The organism is Micromonospora sp. ATLC20 (genome assembly GCF_057196585.1).
The window spans coordinates 16,671-33,277 of the sequence record NZ_JBXUOV010000030.1 but is presented as its reverse complement, the minus strand read 5'-3'; the positions used below and the strand labels follow the sequence as shown (position 1 = coordinate 33,277).

Genomic DNA, 16,607 nt, shown 5'->3' with positions numbered 1-16,607 from the left:
TGAGCAACTTCGTGAGCAAGGGGGCCGGAATGCGTACCGTCAAGGGACGGACCGACCGGGTGGTAGTGGTCGGCGCCGGGCTGGGTGGGCTGGCGTGCGCGCTGCACCTGGCCGGCAGTGGCCGGCAGGTGACGGTGCTGGAACGCGAGCCGGTGCCGGGCGGCCGCGCCGGGCGGCTCAGCGTCGACGGGTACGAGTTCGACACCGGCCCGACCGTCCTCACCATGCCCGACCTGATCGCCGAGGCGCTCGGCGCGGTGGGTGAGGAGCTGACCGACTGGCTCGACCTGACCCCGCTCGACCCGGCCTACCGGGCCTACTACCCGGACGGGTCGACGCTCGACGTCATCACCGACACCACCCGGATGGCCGCCGAGATCGCCCGCGTCTGCGGCCCCCGGGAGGCGGACGGCTACCTGCGCTTCGTCGACTACGCCCGCAACCTCTGGCAGTGGGAACGGGCCGACTTCATCGAGCGCAACCTCGACGCGCCGACCGACCTGCTCACCGGCAACCTGCTGAAGCTGTTCGCCAGCGGTGCCTTCCGGCGGCTCCAGACGAAGATCAACCAGTTCTTCCGCGACCCGCGTACCCAGCGGATCTTCTCCTTCCAGGCCATGTACGCGGGCCTGTCGCCGCACGACGCGCTGGCGATCTACGCGGTCATCGCGTACCTCGACTCGGTGGCCGGTGTGTGCTTCCCGCGCGGCGGCATCCACGCGGTCTCCCGCGGCATGGCCGGCGCGGCCGAGAAGCACGGCGTGCAGATCCGGTACGGCACCACGGTGACCCGGGTGGAGACCGCCAACGGCCGCGCCACCGGCGTCGTCACCGCGGACGGCGACTTCATCCCCGCCGACACGGTGGTGCTCAACCCGGACCTGCCGGTCGCCTACCAGGACCTGCTGCCGCCCAGCCGGCAGCGCAAGCTCACCTACTCCCCGTCCTGCGTGGTGCTGCACATCGGTTCGACGCAGGGCTATGGCAAGATCGCCCACCACAACATCCACTTCGGGCGCTCCTGGAAGGGGACGTTCGACGAGGTGATCCGGCGAGGCGAGCTGATGACCGACCCGTCGCTGCTGGTGACGAACCCGAGCCGCACCGACCCGTCGGTGGCGCCGGCCGGGAAGCACACCTACTACGTGCTCGCACCGGTGCCGAACCTGGAGCGGGCGCCGTTCGACTGGACCGGCGACCTCACCCAGCGGTACGCCGACCAGCTCGTGAGCACGCTGGAGGAGCGCGGCTACGTCGGCTTCGGCGACGGCATCGAGGTGATGCGGGCGGTCACCCCGGCCGACTGGGCGGCGCAGGGCATGGCCGCCGGCACCCCGTTCGCCGCCTCGCACAGCCTCTTCCAGACCGGCCCGTTCCGCCCCTCCAACCTGCACCGGACGCTGGAGAACGTGGTGTTCGTCGGCTCCGGCACGCAGCCCGGTGTCGGCGTGCCGATGGTGCTGATCAGCGGCAAGATCGCTGCGGCCCGGGTCACCGGGGCGATGTCGTGAGCGAGCGGGAGACCCACCTGGTCGAACTGGTCGACGACGACGGCCGGATGCTCGGCGAGACCACCGTGGCGGCCGCCCACCAGCCACCCGGGCGGCTGCACCGCGCCTTCTCGGTGCTCCTGGTCGACCCCGACGGGCGGGTGCTGCTGCAGCAGCGGGCCGCGGTCAAGACGCGGTTCCCGCTGCGCTGGGCGAACTCCTGCTGCGGGCACCCGCTGCCCGGGCAGTCGCCGGCCGAGGCCGCCAATCGGCGGCTCGCCGAGGAACTCGGCGTCGACCCCGTCGACCTCACCGAGGTCGGCGTGTACCTCTACTACGCCGAGGACCCGGCTACCGGACGGGTCGAGTTCGAGTACGACCACGTGCTGCGCGCCGACGTACCCGCCGACCTGGTCACGCGGCCCGACCCGGACGAGGTGGCCGACCTGCGCTGGGTCGACCCCGGCGCGGTGGTGGCCGACCTGGACGCCCACCCCCGCGAGTACGCCCCGTGGCTCGGCGGCGTGGTCAACCGGCTGCTGCACCCCACCGACGCGTCCCGGCCGGGCGTACCGGCCACCGAGGCACCGGAGCGGTCGGGTGGCCGATGAGGCGCTGAGCGCGGGGGCCGTCGCACGCCGACTGGGCGTGGCGGTCACCACGCTGCGTACCTGGCACCAGCGCTACGGCCTCGGCCCCAGCGAGCACGTGCCGGGCCACCACCGGCGGTACACGCCCGCCGACCTCGCCCGCCTGGAGATCATGCGCCGGCTGACCACCGAGGGGGTCGCGCCCGCCGAGGCCGCCCGCTGGGCCCGGCAGGCGCCGGCCGTGCCGCCCCCGGAGCGGCTCGGCCTCAAGGCGAGGGCCTCGACGGTACGCGACGGCGGCGGCACCACCATCCCGGTCGGCCGGGCCGGGCCGGCCGCGCGCGGGCTGGCCCGTGCCGCCATGCGACTGGACTCGGTGACCATCAGCCGGACCATCGCCGACGCGCTGGCCACCGACGGGGTGGTGGCGACCTGGGAGGGGCTGCTGCGGCCGGTGCTCGCCGGCATCGGGGAGCGGCACGCCGCCACCTCCGCACTGATCGAGGTGGAACACCTCATGTCCCGGTGCGTCTCCGAGGCGTTCGCCACGGTGGCGTGGGCCCACCCCACTTCCGGGCCGCCCCGGATCCTGCTCTCCTGCGCCGACGAGGAGCAGCACTCGCTGCCGCTGGAGGCGCTCGCCGCCGCGCTGGCCGAGGTCGGTGTGAGTTATCGCATGCTCGGTGCCCGCGTACCGGTGCCGGCCCTGGTCGAGGCGGTCAACCGGACCGGTCCGGCGGCGGTGGTGCTCTGGTCGCACATCCGCGCGACGGCCGACCCGTGTCAGCTCACCGCGCTGCTGGCGGTGCCGCGCCGGCCGCTGCTGGTGCTCGCCGCCGGGCCCGGCTGGCGGGCCGACTCGCTGCCGGCCGGGGTGGTCCGGCCGGTGGACCTGGCCGAGGCGTTGTCGCTGGCCGTGGCCGTGCGGGACTCGCTGGACCAGTCGACGACAAGCTGAGCCCCTCTCCCGTTCCGGGTCGGCGTCCACTACGGTCGGAAAGTCCGTCTGACCCCGACCCCTCCGGGAGCGACGAATGCGTCCACGCGCCCTGTCGGCGCTCGCCCTGGGCCTGGTGCTCCTCGTCACCGGCTGCGGCGACGCCGGCAAGTCACCCGAGAAGGCCGCCGCACCGGCGTCGGCCTCGGCGTCGCCGTCCCCGACGCCGGTGACGAAGCCCTCACCGACCCACACCACCCCCGCGAAGCCCAAGCTGCGCCCGCTGCCGAAGAAGCTGCCGGCGGGCCTGCACCGGGCCAGCGGGAGCGCCGGCGTGGCGCTCACCTTCGACGACGGGCCGGATCCCCGGTACACCCCGCAGATCCTGGCCCAGCTCCGGACGGCCCGGGTGAAGGCCACCTTCTGCGTCGTCGGCAAGCAGGCCAAGCGCTACCCGGAGCTGGTGGCCCGGATCGTCCGGGAGGGTCACCAGCTCTGCAATCACAGCTGGCACCACGACGTGAACCTGGGGCGGCGCTCCGCCGCCGAGATCCGATCCGACCTGGAACGGACGAACGAGGCGATCCACGCCGCCGCGCCCAAGGCGCCGATCACCTGGTTCCGGCAGCCCGGCGGCCGCTGGACGGCCGAGGAGGTCGTGATCGCCAAGCAGATGGGCCTGCGCCCGCTGCACTGGAGCGTGGACCCGCAGGACTGGGACCACCCACCGGCCAAGACGATCATCAAGCGGGTGAAGGGCGCCACCCGGCACGGTTCGGTGGTGCTGATGCACGACGCGGGCGGCGACCGGGCCCAGACGATGGCCGCGTGCCGCCACCTGATCCCGGACATCAAGCGGCGGTACGGCATCGCCCTGCCCCGCTGACCTGCGGTTCTACCCGGCACCACGGCCATCCCGATACCGGTTTTGTCGTCCGCGCAGGCATGACATATGCTTCTCCTGCCTCCGGCGGGGCCGGATGGGAGCAAGTCCGCTTGAAGTTGCGAGTGTGCAATGATGGCGGGGCCGCCCTCATCGTCTAGCGGCCCAGGACGCCGCCCTTTCAAGGCGGTAGCACGGGTTCGAATCCCGTTGGGGGCACGGTCCGGCTCACGCCGGATGCAACACCAGCCAGGTCCTGTGGAGCAGTTGGAGTGCTCGCCGCCCTGTCAAGGCGGAGGTCGCGGGTTCAAGTCCCGTCAGGACCGCAAGCGCTGACGCCGCGCAGCTCGATGCGCGGCGTTCTGCGTATCGGCCCGTGCGGTAGCATGTGCCGAGCACCACGGCCAGGTAGCTCAGTTGGTACGAGCGTCCGACTGAAAATCGGAAGGTCGGCGGTTCGACCCCGCCCCTGGCCACATAGCCTTTCGCCGGGCTACAGGAGCGCCGACCAGCGGGAACGCAGGTCGGCGTTCTGCTTTTCAGCCCAGGCGGGCCGCCTCCACCCGCAGATGCTCGAGAAAGTGCGTGACCGCCGGCGGCGGCGTCCTGCCCCGCACGGTCGCCGCGAATATCTGCCGTACCGACTCGTCGTCCGGATGCAGGCGTAGCAGGGCGATGTCCGGCGGGGTTCCGCGTACCGCCAGGGCCGGAACCAGAGCCACCCCCAGCCCGGCGGCGACGCATCCCAGCTTGCCGGTCCACTCGGCCGCGACGATGTCGACGCGTGGCGAGAAACCGCTGGGCAGGCTTGCGCGGAGCAGGCTGTTCTCCGCGGTGGCCGAGCCCACGACGAACGCCTCCTGAGCAAGGTCCGCCAGGCGCACCGAGCGGCGGCGCGCGAGCCGGTGGTCGCGCGCGACCGCGACCAGGAGCCGCTCGTCGAGCAGATGTCGCAGGTCGAATCGGTCGCGGTCCAGCTCGCCCGTGGGCGAGGTGCTGACCACTGCCACATCCGCCTCCTCCGCGAGCAGGCGCTCCAGCAGTTGCGGCGTCACGCCCTCGACCAGCGACAGCGAGATCTCCGGGTGGTCCGAGCGGAACGACGCCATCGCCCGGGGTACGAGAGCCGCGACAGCGGTCGGGAAGGCGCCCACACGCAGCCGCCCTCGGCCGAGCCCGCGCAGGTCGTCGAGGTCACGCCGGGCCGCGGCGAGCCGGTCGAGGACCGCCTCGGCGTGCGGGAGCAGCTCTCGCCCCTCCTCGGTGAGGGCGACGCCGCGGGGCAGCCGGTCGAAGAGCCGAGCGCCGATGTCGGCCTCCAGCGCGGCGATCTGCCGGGAGACAGCCGACTGGGTGAAGCTGAGGGCGCGGGCGGCGGTCGTGATCGAGCCGTGCTGCGCGACGGTGCGGAACACCTCCAGCAGCTGAGTCTCCATGGCAGGCATGTTACTCACGCATGGCATCTATGCGAGACATTCGTTGGCTGCATTGCTTCCATCGGCCTAGCGTTACCGCGTGAAGATCATCGCGGTCCTCGGGACCGGACACATGGGTACGCCGATCGCGCGCCGCCTCCTGTCCGGCGGCAACCGGGTCAGAGTGTGGAACCGCAGCCCGGAGCGTTCGGAGCCGCTCGCCGTGGCCGGCGCGACGGTAGCCGCGAGCCCGTCCGCCGCGGTCGACGGAGCCGACGTCGTCGTCGTCATGCTCGCCGACGCCGGCGCGGTCGAGACGGTGCTGTTCGGGCCGGACGGCGCCGCCACCTCGCTCCGGCCCGGGACGGTCGTGGTGCAGATGTCGACGATCGGGCCGGACGAAGTCCGAGCAGTGGCCGGTCGGCTTCCCGCGGGCGTCTCGCTCCTCGACGCCCCCGTCGGCGGCAGCGTCGACGCCGCCCGGGGCGGCACGCTGACGATCTTCGCGGGCGGCCCCGCCGATACCGTGGAGAGGGCGGCTCCGGTGCTGGAACAGCTCGGTTCTGTCCGTCACTGCGGCCCGATCGGGGCGGGCGCCGCCGTCAAGCTCGTCGCGAACACGGGCCTGGTGACGGCGGTCGCCGCGCTGCACGACGCGCTCGCTGTCGCCGCGGCGCTCGGTGTCGACAGGCAGACCGCCCTCGACGTGCTCGGCCGTGGGGCCCTCGCCGGCGCGGTCGGACGGGTCACCGCGCCGGGCGCCTCGTTCGCAGTCGCGTTGGCGGCGAAGGATGCGCGCCTGGCGCTGCGCCTCCCGGGGGCGGCTCCCCTGCTCGATGCCGCCCTGGACCTGATGCAGGCCGCGCCCGACCAGGACGCGGATCTCTCCTCCCTCGTCTCAGCCGACTCCCTGAAGGGATGCTGATGCACCTCACCCTGGACAACCCCGCATCCGTCGCGGCCCCGTTCGGCGACCGCTTCGCGCACGTCGCCCGGATCGATGTCGGCGGCGGCGCGCTGCTGATGCTCGCCGGACAGGTCGCCGTCGACGACGACGGCGAGGTGGTGGCCCCCGGAGACCCCGGCACCCAGGCCGAACGGATCTTCGAGATCGTGGGCGGCGTGCTCGCGGCGCACGGCGCGTCCTTCCACGACGTGCTGCACATCCGCACGTTCATGACGGACCTGGCCGACCTGCCGGCGTACGCGGCCGTCCGGCGCCGGCTCTTCCCGGGCACACCGCCGCCGGCGAGCACGACTGTCGAGGTCAGCAAGCTCTTCCTGCCGGGCGCTGTACTCGAGGTCGAGGTCACGGCCGTGGTCCGGTCCCGCTAGGGCTCGACACTCACGCGGCACAGAACTCGTGTGGGCCTCATGCCGGACGGTTGCGCTACTCCCGGTTCTTCCCCGCAACGGCGGATCCCCACCGGCGGGAGGGGTCCCCACCGGTGGGGACCCCTCCCGTATCCGGGTCAGACCGCGGCGGGCTGCTCCGCCGCGGCCGAGGTGCAGCAGGCGCTCTCGGTCACCTTCTCCAGCTGCGGCGAGTCGGCCTTGACCGTGTAGACCTCCCACGGCTCGTCGCCGGGGCCGCGCACCCAGACCTTGTCCTGGAGCGCGTAGCAGCACTCGGTGTCGTTCTCCTCCAGCGTGATGAGGCCGGACTCGGTGAGCCGGCTGGTCGCGGCGTTGACCTCCTCGGTGGTGGCCACCTCGACCCCGAGGTGGTCCATCACCGTCGGCAGGCCGGGCTCACCTTCGAGGAGTACGAGCTTCAGCGGCGGGTTCTCCACCGCGAAGTTGGCGTAGCCGGGGCGGCGCTTGGCCGGCTCGACGCCGAACAGCTTGCTGTAGAAGGCCACGGAGCCTTCGAGGTCGGAGACGCGCAGGGCGAGCTGGACGCGGGACATGACTGACTCCCTGTCTCGATGTTTATCGAAGCAGCCTCCACCCTGCCTTCTATTTAGAAGTCTGTCAACCTAGAGGAATATCGAAACAAGCGCTCGCCGGTGGTGGCGCCGACGGTCGAGCCCTCCTTGCGCCATTAGGTTTGCAATGCAAACCTATTTGAGTCACAGCACATCGGCTGCCGGGAGGAACCATGCCGTCCGAGTCACCCCGCGAGGACAGTGCCCAGGAACTGCTCGCCTCGATGACCAACCTCCGCCGGCAGGCCCGGGCGGCTCGTCAGGCGTACTGGCTTCCGCTCCTGCTCTTCGGAGTGCTCATCGCGGCGGCCGCGCCGCTGTACGTCGAGTCGACGGAACCAGCCCCGCTGCGCGCCGGGACCGACGGCCCTGCCCTGAGCGGTCTCGGCGGCGGCTTCCTGGAGAAGTCGACCGCGCTCGGCTGGTACTGGCTGGCCGCGCTCGTCGGCGGCTACCTGGCCGGCCTGACGTGGTACCGCTGGCACGGCCGGCGAGCCGGCGTCCAGACCCCGACCCGGTCGTACGTCATCGCCGGCCTCGCGGGCACTCTCGTCGGCCTCGCCCTTCCGGTCGTCCTGGAGTTCCTGCTGTTCAACACCAGCGGGCCGGTGTGGGGCGGCACCAGTTGGCTGACCGGTCCGCTGCTCGGCCTCGCCAACCGGGGCATGCTGCCGCACCTCGTCATCGCCGTCGGCCTGGCGGTCCTCGCCCGCCTGGAACGCAGCCGGAGCCTGTGGGCCGTGGTCGGTCTCTACACCGTCGTGCTGGTAGCCGTGAACGCCTGGTTCCAGCTCTCCGACCTGCAACCGGGTGATCTGACCCGGTTCAGCTTCATGCTGGCGGCCGTGCTCCCGGCACCGGTCCTGCTGATCGGCGGGGGTGTGGCGCTCGCCGCCGCCAAGAAGCAGCACAATCGGTAGCCGTGAGCACCGTGGACGACCCTCGCGCGAGCGGGCCATTCCCAACGAACGGCCTCGACGACACGGTCCACCAGCGGCACCGGCTCGGCATCCTGACCATCGCCGCTGAAGGCGAGCGGGTGGAGGTGGCCTATCTCCGCCAGGCCCTCGAACTCACCGCGGGCAACCTGTCCCGGCACCTCACCGTGCTGGAGGAGGCACGCCTGATCGAGGTGGAGAAGGGCTACCACGGCCGTCGTCCGCGGACGTGGATCCGGATCACCCGGGAGGGCCGTCAGGCCCTGCACTCCGAGATCACCGCACTCCAGGAGCTGCTCCACCGCCACCAGCAGACCGCGCCGGACGACTCCCCACCCCCGTAACGCCCTCTCCTGCACGACGGCCCCGGCCTCGCCCGGTGGGCGGGCGGCGGGCCCGGGAGTGCCGGGAGCGGGTGGGACAGTCAGGTTTGTGGGGGGCGGCGGTTGTGGGTGGGGCTGCCCTGGATCGCCTCCCAGACGCTTCGGCCGGCCAGCCGCAGTGCCTGTCCGGCTTGTCCCGCCAGTTGTGCCGCCTCGGCGGCTGCGCTCGCCGGCTGGCCGGAGCGCTCCGGGCCGCGCTTCTTCCCGGCGGGACGTTCCGCCGACGGGCCCGCCCCGGCGCCCTGCCCCGATCCGGCGGCACGCTCGGACTCCGCCTTCCCCTCCCGCCCGGCACCGGGCGACGGTGACGGCTCGGCCCGCCCGGAACCGGGCGGCGGCTCGGTCCGCTCGGCACTACTTCGCCGAGGACTACCACCAGCAGTACCTGGCGCCGACGAAGAACCCGGACGGCTCGGTGGTGGCGGCTCCGTCCGCGATGGGCGCCGGGGCGGTTCGGGGGCCTCGATCGGGCCGGACACGGCCGGCCCCGCCCGATCGGCCACCGCCGGAGCGGCCGGGTCGACCACCGCCGGCCCGGTGCGGTCGACCACCTCGCCGGCCGCGGCCACCGTACGGCCGGTCTGGTCGACCACCGGCGCGGCGAGCCGGTGCACGTCGTCCAGGGTGACGCCGGCCGAGCGCGCCAGCGCGTCGATCAGCTGCGGGTTGCGGTCGATGGTGGTCAGCGCCCGGTCCAGGATCTGCACCAGCTTCTCCAGCCGTACCTTGAGCAGCGCCTCGGCGCTCACCCCGGTGATGTCCAGCTCGACGCCCTCCAGGTGCACCCGGACGCCGGCGTCGAGCTGGAGCAGGTTCGCCAGCCGGGCGCGCAGCGACAGGTCGGCGTCGAGCCCGTCCACCGCGAGCCGGATCTCGTCGACGGTCAGTTCCGGCACGTCGAGCAGGACGTCCGGCTCCGACTCGGGACCGGCCGGCGAGCCGGTCGGTTCGTCGCCGGGGTCCGGCACTGGTGCGGTGGCTCGGCTGTCGGTCATGCTGCCCGCTCTCCCATCGGTCCGGTCGGCGGCGCTTACCCGCTTCCGGCACCGCACCCGTCGCCTCTCCTACCGCCCGGAAGCCCGCCCTGACCTGCCGAAGCACCGCCACGGGCCTTGCGCAGAGCGCCTGTCCCACCACTCAGCGCTGTCGGGAACCGGTGTTCCCGGTGTCCGGAAGCGGGCGGAACGGAAGCTGCACACCGAGACATGAGCCGGTATGGTCCGGACCTATGGGACAGGAGATGGCCGATCCGGATGAGGTCCGGCAGGAATCCGATCGCTTCTCCCTCCGCAGCAGCCTGCTCGTCCCGGCGTCCGCCGAGCGGGCGTACGCCGTCTTCACCGGCGCGCTCGCCGACTGGTGGGTGCGTGAATACACCTGGTCCGGCCCGGAGGCGCTCGCCGCGCTCGGCATCGAGCCCCGGGCCGGCGGCATGCTCTACGAGATCGGCCCGTACGGCTTCCGCAACGACTGGGGCCGCGTGCTGACCTGGGATCCGCCGCGGCGCCTGGTGTTCACCTGGCAGATCGGCCCGGACCGGGTGCCGGTGCCGGACCCGGCGCGGGCCAGCGAGGTGGAGGTCCTGTTCCACGCCGCCGGTCCGGAGCAGACCCGGGTGGACGTCGAGCACCGCTACTTCGACAGGCACGGCACGGCGGCCGAGGGCTACCGCGAGGCGCTCACCGCGGGCTGGCACGAACTGCTCTGCCGCTATCTGGCAACGGTCGCCCGTACCGCCTGAGATCGGTCAGCCGGCGATACCGGGCGCCGCGCCGGTGCCGGCCACGCCGGTGCCACCGAGGTCGGCCCGGCGGCCGGCGTCCGCGCCGGAACCGAAGCCACCGCCCGCCAGCCGCCGTCGCGGGGCGGCGCGCAACCGGGGGTACGCCTCGGCGACCCGGCGCTGGACCCGATCGGAGCGGTCGGCGAGCACCAGAGCCGTGGAGGGTCCACCCGACTCCGCCACCGCCTTGCTCTCGGCAGCGCGCAGTCGTTCCGCGACGACGTACGCGAACCCGGCCAGCCAGGTGCGCCGGAACGCGGCCGGATGTTCCCCGGCCGGTACGACGGCACCGGCGAGCCCGTGCGCGGCCTGCACGAGCAGCGAGGTGAACAGCAGCTCGACCCGTTCCAGGTCGCTGGCGAAGCCGAACAGGTGCATGACGAAACCGTTGCCGTGCCGGCGGCGTACGCATCGGCACCGCAACGGTTCGGCGACCGCCGCGAGCAGACCGGCCTTGTCCCGGGCGTACGGCGCGATCACCTCGACGGTCCGGTCACCGACCGGGTCGGCAGCCGGGTCGCGGGCGGCGAGCAGCGCCCGGTCGACGCCGTAGCGGGCGATCAGTTCGGTGGCCTTCGCCATGAAGGCGGACGACTCGGCGGGTGTGCAGGCCGGGTCCTCCGCCTGGGCGAGGAGCTTGCGCACCTTGCTGAGCATCGCCTCGGACATGCACCCAGAGCTACCACAGCCGGGGTGCCGGGCCGCGCGCCGGGCTCAGTCCGAGCGGCTGCGCAGCGTGGCGATTGTCGACCCGGCGAGCGTGAGCAGGCAGTCGGGCAGCAGGCCGTCGGCGGCCGCCGCCCCGAACAGCGCCTCGCCGGTGTCCGCGTCGTCGTTGGCGCACGCGCTGACGAAACGGGCCACCCAGCGGGTGTCGTAGTCGGCCTGGTCGATGCCGGGGAAGTCGAGGGCGGCGCCGCCGCCCGGGGCGTCGTCGCCGAGCATGGTGGCGGCGAGGCACCACGCCACTCCGTACGCCCCGGCGAGGCCGGAGCGGTCCACCACCGCGTCGAACGTGCCCACCACGCCGGCGCCGTCGCCGGCGAGGGCGGAACGGAGCACGGCGGTCGCGTCGTCGAGCGTCTGCTGTGCTTCGTCGTTCACCCGCGGAACAGTATCGCCGGGGGTCAAGCGGTGACCCGGAAACGGCTCGTCGACCACGCAGAGTGATACCCGCAGTCGGGGTGCCGACGGAGCCGACTCCACAGTCCCGCGTGCCGCGTGAGCACGCTAAGGTGCGCAGCGGACCTTCGCCGGAGGAAGGACGACCATGCTGAGAACACGCACGTCGCGCGCGGCCCTGTCCATGGCCTGCGCGGCGCTTCTGCTCGCCACGAGCGCCTGCGGGAGCGACGAGCCGGAGGAGACGCCTGCCACCCAGGTACGCCTCTACGGCACCGACGGCAACATGCTCAATTCGTACGCCGCGGAACTCAAGGACCGGGCGGACCTGGTGAACGGGATGAAGGGCACCACGCCCCTCACTCCGCTTGCCGAGAGCTTCAAGGAACGACTACTCGCCGTAGACCCGAAGCTGGGTGACTTCCTCTACTCCGCCGAGTCGTACGACGCGGTGGTGATCAGCGCGCTGGCCGCCCAGCTCGCCGGCACCACCGCTCCGGCCGAGATCGCCAAGCAGATCGTCGGGGTGACCACCGGCGGTGAACGCTGCGACGACGTGGCGGCCTGCCTGGAGCTCGCCCGTGCGGGCCGGGACATCGAGTACCGGGGCGTGTCGCTGACCCGCGCCGGGTTCACCGACACCGGCGAGCCGGCCACCGCGAGCTACGGCACCATGCACTTCGACAACCAGAAGATCGACGACAGCAAGACCGAGTTCGTCGGCGCCGGTGAGGAGTCGGGGGCCAGCACGAAGGCCCCGCCGCGTGGGCGCAAGCTGCGCGACGGGAAGGCGAAGGACGCCCCGCTGGTCCTCGGCGGGCTGCTGCCGAAGACCGGTGACCTGGCGCTGGCGAACCCGCCGCTGGCGGCCGGCGCGGCGCTCGCGATCCGTGAGGTGAACGCCGCCGGTGGTGTGCTCGGCGAGCCGGTGAAGTGGATCGAGGGCGACGACGGCACCAACCCGGCGGTCGCCAAGGCCACCGTCGCCTCGCACGTCAGCAAGGGCGTGCAGGTCATCATCGGCGCGGGCGGCTCCGGCATCTCCCGGGCCGTGCTGCCGGACGTGGTCGCCGCCGGGCGGATCCTGTTCTCCCCGTCGAACACCGACGCGGGCCTGAGCGCCGTGGACGACAACGGCCTCTACTTCCGTACCGCGCCGCCGGACAGCCTGCAGGGCCGTGCGCTGGCCGACGTGATGCTCCGGGACGGGCCGCGCAAGATCGCGATCCTGGCCCGTAAGGACTCGTACGGTGAGGGCCTCCAGGAGAACGTCCGCTCGGAGCTGGAGAAGGCCGGCATCGGCGCGGACCGGATCAAGCTGCTGACCTACGAGCCGCCGGCCGACCCGAAGACGCCTGTCGACTTCGGCGGCACCGCCAAGGAGATCAAGGCGTTCGGACCGGAGGCGCTGCTGCTCATCGGCTTCGCCGAGTCCGCGCCGGCGATCACCGCGCTGGACGACGCGGGAGTCGACATCAAGCACTGACGCGTACCGACGCGTAGGGCCGCACCGGAGACACCGGTGCGGCCCTCGTCGTCTCTCCCGGGCTCAGCGGGCCCGGCGCCGGTCCAGGAACTCGGTCATCCGCCGGTGCTTCTCCTCGTCCTCGAAGAGCACCGCCTGGCTCAGCAGGTCGAGCTGCGGGTGCGCGGCCGCCGGGGCGTCCACCGCCATCTTGGTCAGCCGCAGCGCCAGCGCGGAACCCTTCGCCATCTCGTCGAGCAGGCCGTGCGCGGTGGGCAGCAGCTCTTCCGGGTCGGCCACCACCCGGTTCACCAGCCCGATCCGCAGCGCCTCCTCGGCGTCCACCCGCCGGCCGGTGAACAGCAGCTCCTTGGCCCGGGCCTCACCGATCAGCGCCGGCAGCCGGTAGGTCGCGCCCGCGCCGGCCAGGATGCCCAGCCGCACCTCGGGCTGGCCGAACACCGCGCGGTCCGTGCACACCCGGAGATCGCATGCGTACGCCAGCTCGGCGCCGCCGCCCAGCGCCGGGCCGTCGACTGCGGCCACGGTGGGCATCGGCAGTGCCCGGATGCGGGCGAAGACGCCCTGGTTGATGGCGGCCAGCGCGTCCAGCCGGCCGCGCTCGCGGAGCTGGGCGATGTCGGCGCCACCGGCGAAGATGCCCGCCGTCCCGCCGGTGAGCAGCAGCAGCCGGGGACGCGCCTCCAGGTCGGCGCAGACCGCGTGCAGCTCGCCCACCAGGTCGGCGTCGATGGCGTTGCGCTTCTCCGGCCGGTCCAGGGTGACCACGAGCCGGTCCGGCAGCTCCTCGATCCGCAGCCCACTCATTTCTTCTGGCCGTCCTTCCACGTGTAGAAGCCCTGCCCCGACTTCTTGCCCAGCCTCCCGGCGGCCACCATCTCGACGAGCAGCGGCGGCGGCGCGAAGCGGTCGCCGTACGCGGCCTGGAGCGTGCGCGCGATGTCGAGCCGCACGTCCAGCCCGACCAGGTCGGTCAGCTCCAGCGGGCCGATCGGGTGCCGGTAGCCGAGCACCATCGCCTTGTCGATGTCGGCCGGGCTCGCCACCTCGTCGGCCACCATCCGGATCGCCTCCAGGCCGAGCGTGACGCCGAGGCGGGAGGTGGCGAAGCCGGGCATGTCGCGTACGACGACGGGGTCCTTGCCCAGCCGGGCGGCCAGCGCGACGGCCGCCTCGGTGGTCGGCGGCGCGGTGGCCGGGCCGACCACGACCTCGAGCAGCGCCATCGCCCACACCGGATTGAAGAAGTGCAACCCGACGAAGTCGGCGGGCCGGTCCAGCCCGGCGGCCAGTTCGGCGATCGGGATGCTGGACGTGTTGCTGCCCAGCAGCGCGGGCCGGCGGCTCTCCGCCTCGCGCAGGACGGCGCGCTTGAGGTCGAGCCGCTCGGGCACCGCCTCCACGATCACGTCGGCGCCCTCGGCCACCTCGGCGAGCCCGGCCCGGAGCGTGACGCGCTCACGGTTGGCGGTGGCGGCCTCCTCGGTCAGCTTGCCGCGCTGCACCCCTCGGTCCCACAGCTCGCCGAGCCGGTGCACGGCCTCGGCGCCCCGGGCGGGGTCGACCTCGACCAGTTCGACCGCGTACCCGGCGCCGGCCGCCACGTACGCGATGCCGAGGCCCATGGTGCCGGCCCCGACGACCACAAAACGACCACTCATCGGTGTCCCCTCGCCGCGGCGGGGGCGCGCGGGGTCTCCGCCGCCGGGCCCGTCCGCTCGTTCCTGCATGCGACCCTATGCAGGGCCGGGCCGCCGGGATGCGTGGGGGCGGAGCGGACGGGGTAAGGACGGCCGTCAACGCCGAAGGAAGGAACGAGATGAGCCAGGCACCGGAGAGCGCGGAGAACACCGAGACGGTCGAGACCCGCGGCGACGAGCGGGTGGACCTGCTCCGCGCGGACACCAACAACGACGGCAAGACCGACGTGTGGGTGGTGGACACCGACGGCGACGGCAAGGCCGACCTGTTCCAGTTCGACACCGACGGTGACGGCAAGGTGGACATCACCATGGTGGACATCGACGAGGACGGCACGCCGGACGAGGTGGTCGACGGCGACGGCGGGCTGCCCCCGGAGCAGACCACCCCCACCGTCCAGGTCTGAGTGGTGCGGGGGGAGCCGCCGGATCCCGGCGGCTCCCCCGCTCACCGCAGCGTCAGTGTGGCGAGGTAGTAGGGGTGGTCGGTGTCGTCCACGTCGGCCAGTCGCCACGGTGAACCGTGGACCAGCTCGGCGAACTCCTCCGGCGAGCAGACCAGGTAGTCGAACCAGTCGGTGCCGAGCAGCCGGTAGCGCAGCCGCAGCCGCAGTTGCCCGCCGATCCGGCCCCGCTGCCGGTTGCGCTCGTGGTAGGCGGTGTGTACCGGGTCGGTGGTCCCGTACGGGTCGGTGCCGTGGGCGATCACCCGGGCACCGGGGCGGGCCAGCGCGGCGAGCGCGGCGAGCATCGCCGGGGCGCGTTCCCGCCCCTCGAACAGTCCCAGGTTGTTGCCGAGCAGCAGGAACGTGTCGTACCGGTGGCCGTCGGCGGCGTGCTCGTCGACGGTGCCGTGCACCAGGTCGCGTACGCCCCGGTGCCGGCTGACCCGCAGCGCGCCGAGCGACGTGTCCAGCCCGGTGACCGGCACGCCGCGCTCCTGGAGGTGCAGCGCGATCCGGCCGGCGCCGACGCCGACGTCGAGCACGCGTCCGCGTACCCGGTCCACGGCCCGGTGGTCGTGCGGCTGCCACCGCTGCGGCGGGTCCAGGTAGTGCCCGGCGGGCGCGCCGTTGATCAGCCCGTCGTCGCGCTCGATGATCTCGATGACCGGGCGCGGGAGGCGGCCGCCGGCCATCGGGCGCGGGCCGATCCCGGTGGCGACCGCGTACGCGTCGCGGATCATCTCGCCGAACACGTCGCCGATCTCGGGTTCCCCGGTCATGAGAGCACGCTATCCGGCGGTCGGCGGCACCCTGACCGCCGTATCCTTGGCGGCGTGACCGACCTGGACCGCCTGGCTGCGGAGAAGTACGTCCTGCTCACCACGTTCCGCAAGGACGGCCGGGCGGTGCCGACGCCGGTGTGGGCGGTACGCGACGGCGACGGGCTCGCGGTGTGGACGGTGGCCGACTCCGGCAAGGTGAAGCGCATCCGGCGCGACGGCCGGGTCACCGTGGCGCCGTGCGACGTGCGCGGCCGGCCGCACGGTGAGGCGGTGCCGGGCCACGCGACGATCGCCGACCCGGAGAGCACGAACCGGGTGCGAGGGCTGCTCAAGCAGAAGTACCGGCTGATCGGGCGGCTGAGCCTGCTCGGTAGCCGGCTGCGCCGGGGTGAGCGTGGCACGGTGGGGCTGCGGATCGTGCTGGACTGAGCGGCCCCCGGACGCGACAAAGGGCGGCGCCGCGACGGCACCGCCCTTGATCGGAACGCCGGAGAACGCCGGTTCGTCAGTCTCCCTGGCGCTGCTGGGGGATCTGTCCCTGCAGCAGGGCCCGAACCTCCGACTCGCGGTAGCGGCGGTGACCGCCGAGGGTCCGGATGGCGCTGAGCTTGCCAGCCTTGGCCCACCGGGTCACCGTTTTCGGGTCGACACGGAACATCGACGCCACCTCGGCCGGTGTGAGTAGCGGCTCAGGTTCGTGCGTTCGCGATGCCATCGGGGTCAC

The 16,607-nt window shown here is 73.0% G+C and carries 21 protein-coding genes and 3 tRNA genes; 15 read left to right on the top strand and 9 right to left on the bottom strand.

Annotation, left to right across the window (positions count from 1 at the left end):
• The first annotated feature begins 29 nt into the window (after positions 1-29).
• The 7 genes from crtI (at position 30) to AC2CHG_RS09720 (ending at position 4,376) form a co-directional block, all read left to right on the top strand.
• Positions 30-1,511 carry a phytoene desaturase family protein gene (gene crtI / locus AC2CHG_RS09750; RefSeq protein WP_194802179.1) on the top strand — a complete coding sequence of 494 codons (1,482 nt, stop codon included), beginning with the start codon at positions 30-32 and terminating at the stop codon, positions 1,509-1,511.
• Entirely contained in the window at positions 1,508-2,101 is a 594-nt protein-coding gene (gene idi, locus AC2CHG_RS09745) for an isopentenyl-diphosphate Delta-isomerase (protein WP_366618651.1), read from the top strand. Before crtI ends, idi begins: the two co-directional genes overlap by 4 nt.
• Positions 2,091-3,038, top strand: coding sequence for a MerR family transcriptional regulator (locus AC2CHG_RS09740; RefSeq protein ID WP_262015968.1), 948 nt, complete (start codon positions 2,091-2,093; stop codon positions 3,036-3,038). The genes idi and AC2CHG_RS09740 overlap by 11 nt, the downstream gene beginning before the upstream one ends.
• Positions 3,039-3,114: 76 nt before the next feature.
• Complete coding sequence (locus AC2CHG_RS09735) at positions 3,115-3,903, top strand: polysaccharide deacetylase family protein (protein WP_366618653.1); 789 nt, start codon at positions 3,115-3,117, stop codon at positions 3,901-3,903.
• Positions 3,904-4,046: 143 nt separating this feature from the next.
• Positions 4,047-4,119, top strand: a tRNA-Glu gene (locus tag AC2CHG_RS09730).
• Between the two features lie 33 nt (positions 4,120-4,152).
• Positions 4,153-4,226 (top strand) — tRNA-Asp (locus tag AC2CHG_RS09725).
• A gap of 76 nt (positions 4,227-4,302) precedes the next feature.
• Positions 4,303-4,376 (top strand) — tRNA-Phe (locus AC2CHG_RS09720).
• Between the two features lie 63 nt (positions 4,377-4,439).
• On the opposite strand, the gene AC2CHG_RS09715 is transcribed toward AC2CHG_RS09720, so the two are convergent.
• On the bottom strand, positions 4,440-5,336 hold the full coding sequence (locus AC2CHG_RS09715) for a LysR family transcriptional regulator (RefSeq protein ID WP_366618655.1): 897 nt from the start codon (positions 5,334-5,336) through the stop codon (positions 4,440-4,442).
• 79 nt (positions 5,337-5,415) lie between these two features.
• Between AC2CHG_RS09715 and AC2CHG_RS09710 the strand changes: the two genes are divergently transcribed.
• A complete protein-coding gene (locus AC2CHG_RS09710; RefSeq protein ID WP_484524588.1) occupies positions 5,416-6,240 on the top strand; it encodes an NAD(P)-dependent oxidoreductase in 825 nt (274 codons plus the stop codon).
• Positions 6,240-6,650, top strand: a complete 411-nt coding sequence (locus AC2CHG_RS09705) for a RidA family protein (RefSeq protein ID WP_366618659.1) — start codon at positions 6,240-6,242, stop codon at positions 6,648-6,650. The genes AC2CHG_RS09710 and AC2CHG_RS09705 overlap by 1 nt, the downstream gene beginning before the upstream one ends.
• Positions 6,651-6,787: 137 nt before the next feature.
• On the opposite strand, the gene AC2CHG_RS09700 is transcribed toward AC2CHG_RS09705, so the two are convergent.
• Positions 6,788-7,225, bottom strand: coding sequence for an ArsI/CadI family heavy metal resistance metalloenzyme (locus AC2CHG_RS09700; RefSeq protein ID WP_355513450.1), 438 nt, complete (start codon positions 7,223-7,225; stop codon positions 6,788-6,790).
• A 191-nt stretch (positions 7,226-7,416) separates the two neighbouring features.
• Here AC2CHG_RS09700 and AC2CHG_RS09695 point away from each other — a divergent pair, with 191 nt between their 5' ends.
• Together AC2CHG_RS09695 and AC2CHG_RS09690 are read left to right on the top strand one after the other, a co-directional pair.
• Positions 7,417-8,163, top strand: coding sequence for a hypothetical protein (locus tag AC2CHG_RS09695; protein WP_484524587.1), 747 nt, complete (start codon positions 7,417-7,419; stop codon positions 8,161-8,163).
• 2 nt (positions 8,164-8,165) lie between these two features.
• A complete protein-coding gene (locus tag AC2CHG_RS09690; protein ID WP_262015975.1) occupies positions 8,166-8,525 on the top strand; it encodes a winged helix-turn-helix domain-containing protein in 360 nt (119 codons plus the stop codon).
• 80 nt (positions 8,526-8,605) lie between these two features.
• Here AC2CHG_RS09690 and AC2CHG_RS09685 read toward each other — a convergent pair whose 3' ends face one another.
• Complete coding sequence (locus AC2CHG_RS09685; RefSeq protein ID WP_484524586.1) at positions 8,606-9,559, bottom strand: hypothetical protein; 954 nt, start codon at positions 9,557-9,559, stop codon at positions 8,606-8,608.
• Positions 9,560-9,792: 233 nt separating this feature from the next.
• Between AC2CHG_RS09685 and AC2CHG_RS09680 the strand changes: the two genes are divergently transcribed.
• On the top strand, positions 9,793-10,305 hold the full coding sequence (locus AC2CHG_RS09680) for an SRPBCC family protein (RefSeq protein ID WP_484524585.1): 513 nt from the start codon (positions 9,793-9,795) through the stop codon (positions 10,303-10,305).
• A gap of 6 nt (positions 10,306-10,311) precedes the next feature.
• Here AC2CHG_RS09680 and AC2CHG_RS09675 read toward each other — a convergent pair whose 3' ends face one another.
• Both AC2CHG_RS09675 and AC2CHG_RS09670 read right to left on the bottom strand, forming a co-directional pair.
• Entirely contained in the window at positions 10,312-11,016 is a 705-nt protein-coding gene (locus AC2CHG_RS09675; protein WP_355513446.1) for a DUF2786 domain-containing protein, read from the bottom strand.
• Positions 11,017-11,061: 45 nt separating this feature from the next.
• Positions 11,062-11,451 (bottom strand): hypothetical protein, encoded by a 390-nt coding sequence (locus tag AC2CHG_RS09670; RefSeq protein ID WP_260032910.1) that lies wholly within the window; start codon positions 11,449-11,451, stop codon positions 11,062-11,064.
• Between the two features lie 166 nt (positions 11,452-11,617).
• On the opposite strand from AC2CHG_RS09670, the gene AC2CHG_RS09665 reads away from it, so the two are divergent.
• The gene (locus AC2CHG_RS09665; protein ID WP_262015979.1) at positions 11,618-12,955 is read left to right on the top strand and encodes an ABC transporter substrate-binding protein; all 1,338 of its coding nucleotides are present in this window, start codon (positions 11,618-11,620) and stop codon (positions 12,953-12,955) included.
• 63 nt (positions 12,956-13,018) lie between these two features.
• On the opposite strand, the gene AC2CHG_RS09660 is transcribed toward AC2CHG_RS09665, so the two are convergent.
• Both AC2CHG_RS09660 and AC2CHG_RS09655 read right to left on the bottom strand, forming a co-directional pair.
• Positions 13,019-13,762: an enoyl-CoA hydratase/isomerase family protein gene (locus AC2CHG_RS09660; protein WP_262015980.1), complete on the bottom strand. Its 744-nt coding sequence runs from the start codon at positions 13,760-13,762 to the stop codon at positions 13,019-13,021.
• The gene (locus AC2CHG_RS09655; RefSeq protein WP_484524584.1) at positions 13,759-14,616 is read right to left on the bottom strand and encodes a 3-hydroxyacyl-CoA dehydrogenase family protein; all 858 of its coding nucleotides are present in this window, start codon (positions 14,614-14,616) and stop codon (positions 13,759-13,761) included. The genes AC2CHG_RS09660 and AC2CHG_RS09655 overlap by 4 nt, the downstream gene beginning before the upstream one ends.
• 158 nt (positions 14,617-14,774) lie before the next feature.
• Between AC2CHG_RS09655 and AC2CHG_RS09650 the strand changes: the two genes are divergently transcribed.
• A complete protein-coding gene (locus AC2CHG_RS09650; protein ID WP_043327533.1) occupies positions 14,775-15,062 on the top strand; it encodes a hypothetical protein in 288 nt (95 codons plus the stop codon).
• Between the two features lie 41 nt (positions 15,063-15,103).
• Here the strand turns inward: AC2CHG_RS09650 and AC2CHG_RS09645 are convergent, their stop codons facing one another.
• Positions 15,104-15,880, bottom strand: coding sequence for a class I SAM-dependent methyltransferase (locus AC2CHG_RS09645; RefSeq protein ID WP_262015982.1), 777 nt, complete (start codon positions 15,878-15,880; stop codon positions 15,104-15,106).
• A gap of 54 nt (positions 15,881-15,934) precedes the next feature.
• Between AC2CHG_RS09645 and AC2CHG_RS09640 the strand changes: the two genes are divergently transcribed.
• Positions 15,935-16,312: a PPOX class F420-dependent oxidoreductase gene (locus tag AC2CHG_RS09640; protein ID WP_262015983.1), complete on the top strand. Its 378-nt coding sequence runs from the start codon at positions 15,935-15,937 to the stop codon at positions 16,310-16,312.
• A 76-nt stretch (positions 16,313-16,388) separates the two neighbouring features.
• On the opposite strand, the gene AC2CHG_RS09635 is transcribed toward AC2CHG_RS09640, so the two are convergent.
• Positions 16,389-16,598: a BldC family transcriptional regulator gene (locus AC2CHG_RS09635; protein ID WP_007073996.1), complete on the bottom strand. Its 210-nt coding sequence runs from the start codon at positions 16,596-16,598 to the stop codon at positions 16,389-16,391.
• Positions 16,599-16,607: the final 9 nt, after the last annotated feature.

Excerpts from the sequence above, each read along its gene's own strand:
- AC2CHG_RS09635 (WP_007073996.1), bottom strand. The coding sequence starts at position 16,598 with ATGGCATCGCGAACGCACGAACCTGAGCCGCTACTCACACCGGCCGAG.
- AC2CHG_RS09665 (WP_262015979.1), top strand. The coding sequence starts at position 11,618 with ATGCTGAGAACACGCACGTCGCGCGCGGCCCTGTCCATGGCCTGCGCG.
- AC2CHG_RS09705 (WP_366618659.1), top strand. The coding sequence starts at position 6,240 with ATGCACCTCACCCTGGACAACCCCGCATCCGTCGCGGCCCCGTTCGGC.
- crtI (WP_194802179.1), top strand. The coding sequence starts at position 30 with ATGCGTACCGTCAAGGGACGGACCGACCGGGTGGTAGTGGTCGGCGCC.
- AC2CHG_RS09735 (WP_366618653.1), top strand. The coding sequence starts at position 3,115 with ATGCGTCCACGCGCCCTGTCGGCGCTCGCCCTGGGCCTGGTGCTCCTC.
- AC2CHG_RS09685 (WP_484524586.1), bottom strand. The coding sequence starts at position 9,559 with ATGACCGACAGCCGAGCCACCGCACCAGTGCCGGACCCCGGCGACGAA.
- AC2CHG_RS09660 (WP_262015980.1), bottom strand. The coding sequence starts at position 13,762 with ATGAGTGGGCTGCGGATCGAGGAGCTGCCGGACCGGCTCGTGGTCACC.
- AC2CHG_RS09695 (WP_484524587.1), top strand. The coding sequence starts at position 7,417 with ATGCCGTCCGAGTCACCCCGCGAGGACAGTGCCCAGGAACTGCTCGCC.
- AC2CHG_RS09645 (WP_262015982.1), bottom strand. The coding sequence starts at position 15,880 with ATGACCGGGGAACCCGAGATCGGCGACGTGTTCGGCGAGATGATCCGC.
- AC2CHG_RS09680 (WP_484524585.1), top strand. The coding sequence starts at position 9,793 with ATGGGACAGGAGATGGCCGATCCGGATGAGGTCCGGCAGGAATCCGAT.
- AC2CHG_RS09700 (WP_355513450.1), bottom strand. The coding sequence starts at position 7,225 with ATGTCCCGCGTCCAGCTCGCCCTGCGCGTCTCCGACCTCGAAGGCTCC.
- AC2CHG_RS09675 (WP_355513446.1), bottom strand. The coding sequence starts at position 11,016 with ATGTCCGAGGCGATGCTCAGCAAGGTGCGCAAGCTCCTCGCCCAGGCG.
- AC2CHG_RS09650 (WP_043327533.1), top strand. The coding sequence starts at position 14,775 with ATGAGCCAGGCACCGGAGAGCGCGGAGAACACCGAGACGGTCGAGACC.
- AC2CHG_RS09655 (WP_484524584.1), bottom strand. The coding sequence starts at position 14,616 with ATGAGTGGTCGTTTTGTGGTCGTCGGGGCCGGCACCATGGGCCTCGGC.
- AC2CHG_RS09715 (WP_366618655.1), bottom strand. The coding sequence starts at position 5,336 with ATGGAGACTCAGCTGCTGGAGGTGTTCCGCACCGTCGCGCAGCACGGC.